This is a genomic window from Gardnerella sp. DNF00983, from assembly GCF_049244265.1.
Classification (GTDB): Bacteria; Actinomycetota; Actinomycetes; order Actinomycetales; family Bifidobacteriaceae; genus Bifidobacterium; species Bifidobacterium vaginale_J.
In genome coordinates this window covers 1013569-1027094 of sequence record NZ_CP058392.1, presented here as the reverse complement: position 1 = coordinate 1027094, position 13526 = coordinate 1013569, and the positions used below count along the sequence as shown (strand labels likewise).

Below are 13526 nucleotides of genomic sequence, written 5' to 3'. Positions count from 1 at the left end.
TATTAGAGTTGATTACATGATTACAATTACGACTTCGAATTTAAACGGTATTCGTGCAGCTGAGCGCAAAGGTATGCTTAACTGGTCTGACGCGCATACTCCAGACGTGTGGTGCATGCAAGAAGTGCGCGCTCCGCAGGATGCAATCGACCCAATTATGACAAAAATTGAAATGGGGTATCGTGCGTCTGAAAATATCGCAAATCCTATAGAAAACGATAATTTTACTTATACTAACGAAGTTTGCCGTGTAAAAGGTCGAGCTGGAGTAGCTCTAATTACGTCTCTTCCTGTAGTAAACAAACGCTACGGTTTGCCTGGCTTAAGCGAGGATGTTGATTCTGGGCGGTGGATTGAAACTGACGTGCGTACCCCTGAAGGGTATGAAATTACTATTGCTTCTGTGTATGTTCATGCTGGAAATGTGGACGATCCGCAGAAAATGCAACAAAAATTCCGCTTTTTAGACACAATGCTTACTCGCTTGGGGGAGCTTCGAAATATTGCGGCAAATGGCGGAAATCAGGCGATTTTGTGCGGCGATTTTAATATTGCGCATACGCCGTTAGATATTAAAAACGCTAAGGCTAATGAAAAAAGTGCAGGATTCTTGCCAGAGGAACGTGCGTATATTGATCGCTGGATTAACGAGTATGAGTTTGTTGATGTTATGCGCATGCTTGCAGGAGATATTCAAGGACCATACACTTGGTGGAGTCAGCGCGGTAAGGCCTTCGACAATAACGTTGGCTGGAGATTAGACTACCAGTTCGCAACTCCTGAAATTGCGGAAAGCGCTCGCGGATTTGTAATCGATCGTGCTGAAAGTTATGATGCGCGATGGTCTGATCATGCTCCGTTGAGTATAAAGTATGACGTGTGATGCATAAGAATTAATCTGCGTAATGCGAAATAACTAAGCAATCGCATACTTATCTGTATGTAGCGTATGTGCAAATTTTTCAGTGCTTTGCTTGTGATATTCTAGTGAAGTTGAGCAATTTACAATAATAAGTAAAAAATGCATTGTTGTAGATTTGTTGTTTTAAGAAATGAGGAATAATGGGTTGGTTATTTGGCCGACATGAAGAAGAAAAATCTTCAAAAGTTGAAGACGAAATCGTAGAAGAAAAAACTGGTCCATGGGATTTCAATGATGAAGATGCTCCTGATTTTAGCGATTATCTAGATTTTGGCTCAATCTATATTCCATATTTTCAAGGCATTGAATTGCGAGTAAAAAAACAGCGTGAAACATCGCAAGTTCTTGGTGTGACAGTAACTTATGGGTCTTCAAGCGTAGAGGTTGAAGCTTTTGCTGCGCCTAAAACATCTGGTATCTGGCTAGAAGTGTGCAAAGATTTGCTTGATGGAAATAGTCAAGCATGTACAGTACAAGGCGAATTTGGTACTGAGCTACTGTTGCCTGTAAAAGTTGGAGAAAAAACTATTACAACACGCATCGTTGGCGTTGATGGCCCTAGGTGGATGCTTCGCGGAGTATTCTCTGGACCTGCAGCAACAGAGCTTGCAGATAATAATAACGAAACAAAACAATTAGATGAATGGTTTAAGGGGATTGTTGTAAATCGTGGTGAAGAGCCGCTTGCGCCTCGCGATTTTATTCCTATGCATGATCCAATAACTAGAGAAGAAAAAGAAGCTGCTTTAAATACAGACAATAGCGGTAAAGATGGGGAAAATAATACGTCTGATGAAGATGCTAGTAATGCGCTAAAAAAAGACGATAAACCATTAGGTTACGACCAACAAGTAGAAGTAAAAACTACGCTTACACGCGGTCCAATGTTTGCTGAAATTAGATAATGCAAGTAGTAGAAAGTTAATTGAATGGATTCACAAGAATCTTTACAGAAATCCGAAGAAGAGTTTTCTTCGCAAGAGTTTTCAAATGAAGTAAAACTCAACGATTCTGCGCAAACCAAAAAACGCTCAGGACTAGCGACATTGGCTTCAATCGGAGCCGAAGGTTCTACGTTTTCTGTAATTGATTCAATGGGTGGCGTTCGAGGCGTAATCGAATCCATGCTTCCAGGCTTGCTGTTTGTTATTTGCTTTGTTGTAACACGAAATGTGCAAACAACGGTTATTGTGGCAGCTGTGATTGCTGTTTTGCAAGTTGTGATTCGTCTTATTCAGAGGCAATCACTTATGGGGGCAATTAGTGGACTTATTTCCATTGGAATCTGCCTTGTTTGGGTGTGGACGAGTCACCAAGCGCGCGACTACTATATGATGGGCTTTATTACGAATGCTGTTTATGGTGTGCTTCTTGCGATTTCGCTGATTGTGCGCGTGCCTGCTTTAGGGCTTGTAATTGAGTCAATTCGCAAAATGCCTACAGAAAACTTTGGTGCGTGGCTTCACGAATGGCTCGATTATAAGCCGCTTAAGCGAGCATATATGTATGTAACAGGATTGTGGATTGCTGTTTTTGTGCTGAGGCTCGTTTTGCAAGTGCCATTATATTTGACGAATCACGTTGTGTGGCTTGGTACCGTTCGCTTGATTATGGGATTGCCGTTCTGGGCGCTCGCAATTTGGGTTTCTTACTTGATTATTGCAACGCCGTTTATGCGTCTACATCATAAAAATCGTGAAGAGAAGCATAGCGAAGAGAAGCAGCTTAACTAAAATCAGTGTTAGAGAATAAGCTTAGCAAAAAATCGGCTTAACAAAACGCAAAACTAAGGGGTAGTTTATGCAAGTGACGATGCGAATCGAGCGATATGCGGATCAAGGCAGATGTGTAGGTCATCTTGACGGACGCGTTGTATTCGTGCGATTTGCGCTGCCTGGTGAGCTGGTTGTTGTGCGCATGGATGAGCCGATGCGTGCAAAAGCGCACTTTTTTACTGGCGAAGTTGTGGAAGTTTTGGAGCCTAGCGCGGATCGTGTAGAGCCGCAATGGAAACTCGCTGGTCCTTTGGCTCAGGGTGGTGGAGTTGGAGGAGCGGATTTAATTCACGTTTCTTTGCCTGGGCAGATTCGTTGGAAGGCCTCCGTAATTGCTAATCAATTCCAGCGTTTAGCGCATATGGATGTTGCGGAAAGCGATGTTAACGTTGAGCGTATGCCGGGGGATGAGGAGCTTAACGGATTTAATTGGCGTACGCGCATGGAGTTGGTTGCGGATGATGAAGGGCGATTGTCTATGCGAAAGCGCGAGTCGCATGATCGCATTGCGATTGATACTATGCCACTTGCGTCGCGCGCGGTTTTAGCAGTTGCGGATTCTTTGGATTTGTGGAATCGCAAATTTGAGCCAAATTCGCAAATTCGACTTGCTGTTCCAGAGCCTCGAGTTGATGGTTTGGATTTTGGTGTTTCTGGTGACAAGGCTGCGCTTCTTGATGCGATTGGCGAAAATTATGCGCTTATAGTAAATGATGAGTTGGTTGCAGGCTCGGCTTTGTTGCGCGAGCGCGTGCGCGTTGCGGTTGATGGTGATTCATCGCGTGCGCGTACTTTTGATTACGATGTTGACGCGCGTGGTTTTTGGCAGATTCATCGCGCAGCTCCAGAACATTTGGTGAACTACGTTTTGGGATTAGTTCGTTCTGCGCTTGGTGGGCGTATTAAGAATACGGTTTTGTGGGATTTGTATTCTGGATCTGGTTTGTTTACGATTCCGCTTGCTACTTTGGCTAATATTGGCGGAGATTCTTCTAGTGCCGTGGGTGCTATTGGTACTACTGGCGCTTTTGGTTCTGCAGAGCCAGCTCGCGTGCTTAGCATTGAGGGTGCGCCGATTGCTGTAAAGAATGCAAGGCGAAACATTGGGCGCGCAGGTCTTGGCAGGGATGTTGTTGAAGCGCTTGAAGGCGATGTTTCGCAAACGCTTGAATCACAGGTGTTTAAGGCGAGTAAGTCATATAAGATTGTGCGCCGATTTGCGCATCCTGATGTTGTTGTGTTAGATCCTCCGCGCGCTGGCGCTAAAGCTCAAGTTTGTAAGCAGATTGCTAAGTCTGGAGTAAGAAGCGTTGTGTACGTTGCTTGCGATCCGACTAGTCTTGCTCGAGATGTTGGCACGTTTAGAGAGCTTGGATACAGCGTTCAGTCTTTGCGCGCGTTCGACATATATCCCAACACTCATCATACAGAATCAGTGGCGTTCCTTTACAAATCGCACTGAATCAAGATATCGTTTTGATGATTTCTACTGTGCTTGCAGCCTGTTGTGGCGTTTTCGTCCTTGTGTAGCAGGGGTTTGCGAGGGCTATCGTTAAAAGGTGCACACACTTTGCACCCAGGCTGTGAAGTGGGAAAATATAGCTCAAAAGGTAAAATGAAACCTGATTATTAGTATGTGCACGAGGAGGTGTTTAAGGATAATGGACAAGCTCGTTCGTTTTTGCCGTGAAGTAGCGACATTCGGCTTGACGGTTGCCTTAATCGCGATGCTGGTTGCCTTAATATGGGATGGCACACTTGCTATTAGAATTGGTTTTACCTCTTTTGTTATTGGTGTCACAGTGATCTCGCTTAAGACTGTCCTTCGAAAGACTGATTGAATTTTGTTTGGTTCAAGTCAATAGTTGAATATCTCACGTTGGGTGACTATTACTGATCTCTGTCAGTAATAGTCACTTCTTTTTATGAATCTTAAAGTCAGGCTCAATGTCCGTCCTGTTTAGCCGGTGATTGGTTAGGGCTATCGTTAAAAGATTAACAACTGTATCAATGAAAATGCACGAAAATTGCAGAACCAGGATGAGTATGAGAAAAAATATACGAGTCTAGTGAACAGGTTTAATACTGTAGAATCAAGGCTTAAAGAAGTCAAAGCTACTATTGTTAACAAGCAAGCGAGGCATGATGGAGTTGAATATTTTATCGAGGATTTGAAAAAGCAGGACTTGTTAACAGTGTTCGATGGAAACGTCTGGCTTAGCATTGTTGACTATCTAACTGTGCATCACGATGGAAAGGTTGAGTTTACTTTCCTTGATGGGAGCAAAACGGAACTAAAGTGTTAAGCTTACAGGAAAAGTGTAAGGTAAAATAAAGGTATATCAGCAAGTCGCTGACGTGTTTTTTGCTGTTAAAAGAGTTACGGGTTGAGTATCAATGGAGAGAAGAGGGTGCGTCTGTCTAAAAAATTTAACATTTTGAAAGGAGAAATAATGGAAACAATAGTATCCGCTTTATTAGTTTTTGTTTCTACATCCATTGACTACTTAGTTGTTTTGACTATTTTATTCGCTAGTCAAGGAAAGAAAGGTTTGAAATCAATTTATGTAGGGCAGTATTTAGGTACAGGACTGCTTGTACTGGCTAGTCTTATTGCCGCTTACTTTTTAAATTTTATTCCACAAGATTGGATTATCGGACTCCTTGGTCTAATTCCGCTAGGTCTTGGTATAAGAGCAATTTTTGTGGATGAAGATATTGATGAAGAAGATATCGAGGGGAAAATTACCGGAAATGGATCAAAAATCTTAGCATTTACAAGTTTAACAGTGGCAATGGGTGGAGATAATTTAGGAATTTATATCCCCTATTTTACAGGAAAGAGTTTGATTGAGATTGGTATAAGTTTAGTAATATTTGCCTTAGGGATTTTGATTCTATGCAAATTATCTCAAAATCTCGCCTCAATTTCTGCTATCGGAGAGACTGTGGAAAAGTACGAAAAAGTAATTGTACCTGTCGTGTTTATTGGACTCGGTCTCTATATATTGATTGAAAATAGAACGATTAATTATTTCATAGGTCAAGTCCTAACTTTGGTGTAAATTCATTTCCTTCCCTTTATCTGCTATTTTTATGTTCAAACTCAAACGAGAAAAATAAGTGGTGCTTCCCACCGTCACGGCGCTTCACCGTGCTATAAGATGCAGGAGGCTGATTAGGTGGGTGCGTTTTTGCCCTTGTGTAACAGGGCTTAGCGAGGGCTATCGTTAAAAGGTTTAATGCGAAGCGGCTTTAAGCTGGGTTCTTGCGGTTTTTGAGCGCGATTTTGCTGTATGAGGGAACATGTTGACGCTCTGGGGTCGAGTGCACAGGATGTTAACGTTAAAAGGTGCACACACTTTGCACCCACCTTGCACCGGTCAAGTCCTAAAAGTGGTGTAAATTCCGTTTTCATTTGCTGCGCCGCAATGCATTGCTGCAGGCGCACCTGCGCATCTCTTATCCCGCACCAAGAAGTACTTGAAAGTATGGCATTCCTAGTTTATACTATTTATATCGACGCAACCGTCGATATAACCGTGCGGTGGCGCGTAATGCGCAGTAACGGCAAAAATGTGCCGGCATGGGAGAAAGACAGCTTAATATGTGGGTTATGTAGCGCTGACAAACTAACGTACGTGTTGGTACGTATGTACGTGATGCGATAGCGTGCCGTTCTGACGATGTACGCGCCAACAGCGGGGAGGTGTCCTATGGTTCGTAATAAGCGCCTGAGCTTTGATGAGCGCAAACAGCAAATCAAGCGTGTAGCAGCACGTATTTTTGTGGAAAAGGGCTTTGGAAATACCACAATGGAAGATCTGATTAAAGAAACGGGTCTTTCAAAAGGCGGCCTGTATCACTACTACAAAAATACAACCGGCATACTGTATGACATCATGCTTGACGGCATTGCATACCGCAACAACGTTATTGCGCAATCGATAGCAGACGGCAGGCAGTGGAGCATGGAATTTCTTGCCGAAGAAATGGCAAAAAAGGCTGTTGACGCGAACGAACTGATGCCCGTTTACGTTGAATTGCTACTGGCTAAAAAGAGAAACTCCCGGCTTGAAGAAGTATATAAGCAACTTGAGCGCACAACATTGGAAATGTTTAAGACCCAAAACATCGAAACAGAAACGCTCAATATCGCTCCAAATCGAGTTGCGTTTATGGCATTTTTTATAAATGCAATTATTCTTTCTGCAAACGTATTGAAAGCACACGAGCTTGTACAAGACAATCAAGACCTTATAAAAGACATCATTTTACGTATTCTGGAGCAAAGTGATTCTGAAAACATCACGTCACAAGCCGAACGTGCGCACGCGCAGAAACAGCGCAAGCCGCGCCCGCACGCAAACACGCACCGCCGCACAACGCCTTCCCCATCAACAAAGGAACGCTTATGAACACCTACCGAAAACTGTTCGCCTACATTCCCCAGCTTAAAGGCTTAGCCATACTGGCAGTTATTATATCGGGCGCATCGTCCATCCTTATTACGGGCGGATACTATACCATCTATCGTTTTTTGCACGCGCTTATCGTTGACAGCAACCTGCAGCGCGCGCAAAGTTTTGCGTTCGTGATTGTGCTGTTGTTGCTGGCAGGAAGCATATTTCTAGGAATTTCGGCGCTCATAGCGCATCACGTGGGCTTCAGCTTAGAAACCGCGCTGCGCAAACGCGGCGTTGAAGGGCTGAACACGGCAAGCTTCAGGTTTTTTGATACCCATTCATCAGGCACTATTCGTAAAACCATCGATGATAACGCAGCGCTGACGCACACGATTGTAGCGCACATCATTCCCGATGCCACCAGGGCATTCCTGATGCCCATTTTTATCATTGTTATAAGTTTCTTGGTGAGCATACGCGTTGGATTATGCGTTACCATCCTTACTCTTGTTACGGGAGCAATTCTGGCAAGCATGATGGGCGGCAACCAATTTATGAAAGTGTATCAGGATGCGCTTGATAATCTATCAGCGGAAACGGTCGAATACATTCGCGGAATTGCCGTCATTAAAATTTTCGGCGTATCCATCAGTTCGATGAAAAAGCTGTTCACGCTTATTCACACCTACTCCGACTACGCGTACCAATACTCGAGGCATTGTAAAAAAAGTTACGTTTTATATCAGTTGCTGTTCTTTGGCGTGGCGGCAATTCTTGTTATTCCGATTGTCTTTTGCTTGCCTGAACTGGGCAGCCCTTCTATCCTTGCGCTCGATTTAATAATGGTGCTGTTCTTGTCGGGCGTGATGTTTTCCACATTCATGGGCGTTATGTACATTGGCATGTTTGCGTTCCAAGGCAACTATGCGGTTGATTCGCTTGAAGCGCTGTACAAACAAATGGCTGATGAATCTATGCATTTTGGAAACGAAACGCATTTTGCGAATCACTCCATCGAGTTTAAGGACGTGTCATTTTCCTACGGAGACAAACACGTTCTTCAAAATTTGTCGTTCACGCTTGAGGAAAACAAGATATATGCGCTGGTGGGTGAGTCGGGCTCGGGCAAGTCGACCATTGCGAAGCTTATTTGCGCGTACTACCCGCTTGATTCGGGCGCGGTGCTCATTGGCGGAAAACCGCTTTCCTCCTACACGCAAGAGGCGATCATTCGCGAAATTGCGTTCGTGTTTCAGGACGCCAAACTGTTCAATGACACGCTGTTCAACAACGTTCACTGCGCTAAGCGCGATGCATCGCATGAAGAAGTAATGGCGGCGCTGTCGGCAGCGGGGCTTGATAGCGTCATCGACAAGCTGGAGAAACGCGAAAATACGCTTATTGGAACGAAAGGCGTGTACCTGTCGGGTGGCGAAACGCAGCGCGTTGCTATTGCGCGCGCCATCTTGAAAAACGCGCCCATCGTCATTATGGATGAAGCGTCGGCTTCTGTTGACGCCGATAACGAATACGAACTGCAAAAAGCGTTCAAGAAGCTGATGCGCGGCAAAACGGTAATCATGATTGCGCATCGGTTGTCGTCCATCACGGGCGTTGACGAAATTTTGCTTGCTGAACAGGGGAAAATCGTCGAACGCGGCTCGCACGCACAGCTTATTGCGCAAAACGGAAAGTATAAACGGCTTTACACGCTTTATACTCAGGCGAACGAATGGAGAGTATGCAATGAATAAGTTTCTGAAACGCAGCTTCGCCCTAACTGATCAGGGAGTTCACGGCGTTCTGAAGGCAGGCATGTTCAGCTTTTTGGTATTTGTTATAACGATGTGCCCGGCAATGTTATTGTTGCTGTTGGTTGATCAACTGCTGTTGCACCACGTGCACGACACGCTTATTTACGTGCTGTTTTCGCTGATCACGCTTATTGTAATGGCAGTGTTGCTAAGCTTTGAATATGAAGCGCAATACAACGAAACCTACAAGGAAGCGGCGAACTTGCGCATCGAAATTGCGCAGAAGCTCTCGCAGCTTGAGATGTCGTATTTCTCGAAGCACGACCTTGCCGATCTTGCGCAAAGCATTATGGCCGATGTAGCGGCAATCGAGCACGCAGGCAGTCACGCCATTCCCACAGCACTTGGGTTTTGCCTGTTCTTGCCCCTTATTACGATACTGATGCTTATCGGCAACTGGAAAATGGCGCTGCTTGCTATTGTGCCAACCTTGGTGTCGTTTGGGCTGATTGTGCTGGGGAAAAACTACGCACGCGCGCAGTTCAATAAACATTACGTGCGCCTGCGCGAAAATTCGCAAGTGTTTCAAGAGCGCATCGAGATGTCGAAAGAAATTACCGCGTTCAACTTAACAGAGCACGTCAAAAGCAGTTTATACGCGCGACTTGAAGATACGCAGCGAGTGCATTGGAAAACCGAACGCAATGCGGCGTTCCTGATAATGGGCTCGGGAATTTTTGGCCACTTCTCGCTTGCATTTACGATTGTGGGCGGCATTTTCCTTATGCAAACGGGAGAAATTTCGATATTGTACCTGATAGGCTACATGCTTGCTGCCATGAAAATCAAAGAAGCGGTCGATGCGAACATGATGTTTTTCATGGAAATTTTCTACATCAATTCGGCAGTAGAACGCATCAACGAAATCCGCAACGCAAAGGCGCTCGGTGGGCGCGATGTAAGCTTTTCGTCCTTCGACATGAGTATCGAGCACCTGAATTTTTCCTACGATACCAACAAACCGGTGCTCAAAGACGTTAGCTTTACGGTGCCGCAAGGCAGCGTGTGCGCGTTGGTGGGTGAGTCGGGCTGCGGCAAAACGACGCTGTTGCACCTGATAGCGCGCCTGTACGACTTCGATTCGGGCAGCATTTCCATTGGCGGCGTAAACATTAAAGACGCGTCGGCTGAAAGTTTGTATCGCAATATATCGATTGTGTTTCAAGATGTCGTGCTGTTCAACACAAGCGTTCTTGAAAACATTCGCATTGGGCGTGAAGGTGCAAGCGATGAGGAAGTAAAGCGTGCCGCGCAGCTTGCGCAGTGCGACTTTATTGACAAGTTGCCCGATGGTTTTGATACGCTCATCGGGGAAAATGGCCAGCAGCTTTCGGGTGGTGAACGCCAGCGCATCTCCATTGCACGCGCGTTTTTGAAAAATGCACCAATTCTGATTTTGGACGAAATTGCGTCGAGCTTAGATGTTGACAACGAGCGAAAAATTCAAGAATCCCTCAATGAGCTCATGAAGAACAAGACCGTCATCATCATTTCGCACCGCATGAAGTCGATTCAGAACGCAGCGCGCATTGTGGTGCTGAAAGAGGGCCACGTTGAAGCGTGCGGCACGCATAGCGAGCTGCTTCGTTCCAGTTCAAGCTACCAAAAGCTGCTCGAGAAAACACAGGCAGCAGATGAGTTCGTATATTGAGGCGGCGCGCACCACAGCGCCACGCGCGGCAGATGGGTTCGTGCGATTCGTATAGTAAGGAGATTGTTATGAAACAACAGAACAATAGTACAACAAAACAACAGCGTAAATCGCTTATGCTGAAAGATTTAGTTCTTATTGGCATTTTCGCTGTGATTTACCTTGTCATTATCATGGCATGCGACTGTATGGGGATTGTGCCGATAATGTATTTGATCTACCCTACCATTGCCGCCATTATTGCTGGGCCATTGGTGCTGCTATTTATGGCGAAAGAACAAAAGATGTTTGCGTTTGCAATTTTTGGCATTATACCGCCCGCTCTCACGTTCTTGCTGGGCAACACGTACGTTGTTTTGGTGATTGTCATTATCACGACCCTTCTTGCCGAAGTGCTGCGCAAAATTGGCAACTACTCCAGCTTCACCTGGAACACGCTGGCATATGCAGTGTATTCGCTATGGATACCTGGCGTATTAAGCCAGATGATTTTCGTGCGCGAGCGTTTTCTTGAACTGTGTAAGCCGATGGGAGATGCTTATATAGCGCAGCTTGTTCAAATTCTTACATGGCAAAGCATGATTTTAGTAACTATCGGGACAATCGTGGGAGCGATTATCGGGGCGCTTATCGGTAAAAAGCTCTTAAAGAAGCACTTTGTAAAAGCCGGAATTGTTGCGTAACAATGGCTGTTCACATGCATATATCAACCAAGAACGAAAGTACCAGCGCCACGTCGTGCGAAGCGAACGCGCAGAAGAACGCGCAAGCAGCGGCAGAAATCGTCAATTCATTTTGTGACTCGCACGCGCACCCGTTCAATCCAAACCCCATCAGCAAATGCGTGGTGCTGGTGCTGGCAGGGCTGTGCGTCTTTAAGCACCTCCCTACCGAAATTCCGCTGTTTATTACGCTGCTGGTATTTCTGTATCTGAACGGCTACCGCGCAACCGTGCTAAAAGCGTTGATTGTTTACACGCTGCTTAGTTTTGTGCCGAATTTTGACGCGCTTTCGAGTCTGCCTGATGTGCTGAAGATGTTCTTGTGTTTCGGCTTGGTGATAAAACTGTTCATGCTGCCGTATTTAGCAGGAAAGCTCCTGGTGAAAGGTTCAAGCGTAAGCGCTATTCTGTCCTCGCTTTACCTGCTGAAAGTACCGCAATGCGTCTCAATTCCCCTTGCGGTGATGTTTCGCTTTTTCCCAGCGTTCAAAGAAGAAAGCGCCGCCATTACCACCGCTATGCGCATTCGCAACATTTCTAAACGCCACCCAGCACGCTATTTAGAGTACGTATTCGTGCCGCTGATGATTGTGTCGTGCAACCTTGCCGACGACATTACCAAAGCCGCAGAGTGCAAAGCCATATCCAACCCCGGCACCAAAACGCGCTACACCACCATTCGCTTTCGCGTTGTTGATTTTTTGTATATGGGCATTGTTGCGGCACTAATTGCAGGAGGAATTGCATGCTTACACTGCGCGATCTAAGCGTGTTTTACGATGAAAACCAGGTGATTCATTCTATCAACCTTAACGTATCGCCAGGTGAATGCGTTGTTTTGACGGGCGAAAGCGGAAGCGGCAAATCGAGCATCATAAATGCCATAAACGGATTAGGCATGCGCTACGATAATGCGCGCATCGAAGGCACCATCACCCTTGATGGCGACGAGCTTACTCAAAAGCAAATCTACGAAATTGCAATGCTTGTATCATCAGTATTTCAAAATCCTAAAACGCATTTTTTCAACGTCGATACAACGCAAGAGCTGCTGTTTTTTCTGGAAAACACTGGAGTGTCTAAAAAGGATATGCAGAAGCGGTTACAAGAGTTACTTTCTCTTTTTCCGATTGCACATTTATTAAATAGAAATATTTTTGAACTTTCAGGTGGCGAAAAACAAATTTTATGCCTGGCAAGCTCCTATATTGCAGGTTGCAAGCTTATACTGCTTGATGAGCCTACATCAAATTTAGACCATACTTATATTGAAATACTTGCTAATATGCTTCGGCGTTTAAAAGAACAGGGTATTACGTTGCTTATTGCTGAGCATCGCTTGTATTACCTACGCGAAATACTTGATAGGCTTATTCATATTGAAAAGGGAGAAATAAAACACTGTTATACACAACGTGAATTTATTCGCTTAAGTACAGATGAGTTGCATGCGCTTGGGCTGCGAAGCAATATTGACGAGACGCTCTCGTTGCCTGAATTGCCACCATACACAATAGAAAATTGTCCAACACTACGTATAGACAATCTCACATTAAGCTTTGCAAAGCAATGCAATCTTCATGTAAGCAATCTTGCCTTTCAAACGAACTATATTTATGGCATTGTTGGAAAAAATGGTTGTGGTAAATCAAGCTTTATTAAAAGCCTTATTGGTGTTATGAAACAATCAAAAGAAACAGTGTTTTACCAGGATAAACAGTGTAATAAACGAAAGAGGATTTCGCTATCATCACTAGTAATGCAAGATGTAAACAGCCAGCTTTTTAGCGAATCAGTTGAACATGAGCTCACACTTACACAAAAAAACATATCGGAAGTTTCCCTAGACTCTATATTAGAGCAACTTAACATCCGTGAATTCAAAGATGTGCATCCCATGAGTTTATCTGGGGGTCAAAAACAGCGTGTTGCTATTGCTACTAGCATGGTTGATGGAGCGGCGCTCATGTATTTTGATGAACCAACCAGTGGCATGGATTATAAAAACATGCTTGCCATATCGCACTGCATTCAATCGCTTAAAAACCAAAAACGCATTATTTTTATTGTTTCGCACGATGTGGAATTTCTTAATATCACGTGCGATTATATTCTAAATATAGAGCGTTTCTCTACACGGCAATTGCAGTGAAACTATATCGGAGGAATAAAAGAACTCAGGGAGCGTTACAAGCAAAATAATGAAATAAAAGATGGTGTATTAAACGCACTTGTT

Annotated in this window: 13 protein-coding genes; all 13 read left to right on the top strand. The window is 44.6% G+C overall.

Translation table 11 applies throughout. The annotated features are described in order from the left end of the window. Positions 1-16 precede the first annotated feature (16 nt). The 13 genes from HXT34_RS03845 (at position 17) to HXT34_RS03785 (ending at position 13442) form a co-directional block, all read left to right on the top strand. Complete coding sequence (locus HXT34_RS03845; RefSeq protein WP_421784442.1) at positions 17-883, top strand: exodeoxyribonuclease III; 867 nt, start codon at positions 17-19, stop codon at positions 881-883. A gap of 179 nt (positions 884-1062) precedes the next feature. Next, positions 1063-1827 (top strand): DUF3710 domain-containing protein, encoded by a 765-nt coding sequence (locus tag HXT34_RS03840; RefSeq protein ID WP_415683434.1) that lies wholly within the window; start codon positions 1063-1065, stop codon positions 1825-1827. Between the two features lie 24 nt (positions 1828-1851). Continuing rightward, entirely contained in the window at positions 1852-2655 is an 804-nt protein-coding gene (locus HXT34_RS03835; protein ID WP_415683435.1) for a DUF3159 domain-containing protein, read from the top strand. A gap of 67 nt (positions 2656-2722) precedes the next feature. After that, the gene (locus HXT34_RS03830) at positions 2723-4159 is read left to right on the top strand and encodes a class I SAM-dependent RNA methyltransferase (RefSeq protein ID WP_421784439.1); all 1437 of its coding nucleotides are present in this window, start codon (positions 2723-2725) and stop codon (positions 4157-4159) included. 199 nt (positions 4160-4358) lie between these two features. Beyond that, on the top strand, positions 4359-4538 hold the full coding sequence (locus HXT34_RS03825; RefSeq protein ID WP_009994761.1) for a hypothetical protein: 180 nt from the start codon (positions 4359-4361) through the stop codon (positions 4536-4538). Positions 4539-4724: 186 nt separating this feature from the next. After that, positions 4725-5003, top strand: a complete 279-nt coding sequence (locus HXT34_RS03820; protein ID WP_415687755.1) for a hypothetical protein — start codon at positions 4725-4727, stop codon at positions 5001-5003. 147 nt (positions 5004-5150) lie between these two features. Next, entirely contained in the window at positions 5151-5762 is a 612-nt protein-coding gene (locus HXT34_RS03815; RefSeq protein WP_421784436.1) for a CadD family cadmium resistance transporter, read from the top strand. Between the two features lie 651 nt (positions 5763-6413). Then, a complete protein-coding gene (locus HXT34_RS03810; RefSeq protein WP_415683442.1) occupies positions 6414-7115 on the top strand; it encodes a TetR/AcrR family transcriptional regulator in 702 nt (233 codons plus the stop codon). Then, the gene (locus tag HXT34_RS03805; RefSeq protein ID WP_421784434.1) at positions 7112-8857 is read left to right on the top strand and encodes an ABC transporter ATP-binding protein; all 1746 of its coding nucleotides are present in this window, start codon (positions 7112-7114) and stop codon (positions 8855-8857) included. The genes HXT34_RS03810 and HXT34_RS03805 overlap by 4 nt, the downstream gene beginning before the upstream one ends. Further along, positions 8850-10568, top strand: a complete 1719-nt coding sequence (locus HXT34_RS03800; RefSeq protein WP_415689342.1) for an ABC transporter ATP-binding protein — start codon at positions 8850-8852, stop codon at positions 10566-10568. Before HXT34_RS03805 ends, HXT34_RS03800 begins: the two co-directional genes overlap by 8 nt. A gap of 68 nt (positions 10569-10636) precedes the next feature. Then, positions 10637-11251 carry an MptD family putative ECF transporter S component gene (locus HXT34_RS03795; protein WP_415683445.1) on the top strand — a complete coding sequence of 205 codons (615 nt, stop codon included), beginning with the start codon at positions 10637-10639 and terminating at the stop codon, positions 11249-11251. A 2-nt stretch (positions 11252-11253) separates the two neighbouring features. Then, the gene (locus HXT34_RS03790) at positions 11254-12057 is read left to right on the top strand and encodes an energy-coupling factor transporter transmembrane component T (RefSeq protein ID WP_415689344.1); all 804 of its coding nucleotides are present in this window, start codon (positions 11254-11256) and stop codon (positions 12055-12057) included. Continuing rightward, positions 12036-13442: an ABC transporter ATP-binding protein gene (locus HXT34_RS03785; RefSeq protein ID WP_415689346.1), complete on the top strand. Its 1407-nt coding sequence runs from the start codon at positions 12036-12038 to the stop codon at positions 13440-13442. Before HXT34_RS03790 ends, HXT34_RS03785 begins: the two co-directional genes overlap by 22 nt. Positions 13443-13526 lie beyond the last annotated feature (84 nt).

Excerpts from the sequence above, each read along its gene's own strand:
- HXT34_RS03795 (WP_415683445.1), top strand. The coding sequence starts at position 10,637 with ATGAAACAACAGAACAATAGTACAACAAAACAACAGCGTAAATCGCTT.
- HXT34_RS03830 (WP_421784439.1), top strand. The coding sequence starts at position 2,723 with ATGCAAGTGACGATGCGAATCGAGCGATATGCGGATCAAGGCAGATGT.
- HXT34_RS03805 (WP_421784434.1), top strand. The coding sequence starts at position 7,112 with ATGAACACCTACCGAAAACTGTTCGCCTACATTCCCCAGCTTAAAGGC.
- HXT34_RS03785 (WP_415689346.1), top strand. The coding sequence starts at position 12,036 with ATGCTTACACTGCGCGATCTAAGCGTGTTTTACGATGAAAACCAGGTG.
- HXT34_RS03800 (WP_415689342.1), top strand. The coding sequence starts at position 8,850 with ATGAATAAGTTTCTGAAACGCAGCTTCGCCCTAACTGATCAGGGAGTT.
- HXT34_RS03810 (WP_415683442.1), top strand. The coding sequence starts at position 6,414 with ATGGTTCGTAATAAGCGCCTGAGCTTTGATGAGCGCAAACAGCAAATC.
- HXT34_RS03790 (WP_415689344.1), top strand. The coding sequence starts at position 11,254 with ATGGCTGTTCACATGCATATATCAACCAAGAACGAAAGTACCAGCGCC.
- HXT34_RS03835 (WP_415683435.1), top strand. The coding sequence starts at position 1,852 with ATGGATTCACAAGAATCTTTACAGAAATCCGAAGAAGAGTTTTCTTCG.
- HXT34_RS03825 (WP_009994761.1), top strand. The coding sequence starts at position 4,359 with ATGGACAAGCTCGTTCGTTTTTGCCGTGAAGTAGCGACATTCGGCTTG.
- HXT34_RS03840 (WP_415683434.1), top strand. The coding sequence starts at position 1,063 with ATGGGTTGGTTATTTGGCCGACATGAAGAAGAAAAATCTTCAAAAGTT.
- HXT34_RS03845 (WP_421784442.1), top strand. The coding sequence starts at position 17 with ATGATTACAATTACGACTTCGAATTTAAACGGTATTCGTGCAGCTGAG.
- HXT34_RS03815 (WP_421784436.1), top strand. The coding sequence starts at position 5,151 with ATGGAAACAATAGTATCCGCTTTATTAGTTTTTGTTTCTACATCCATT.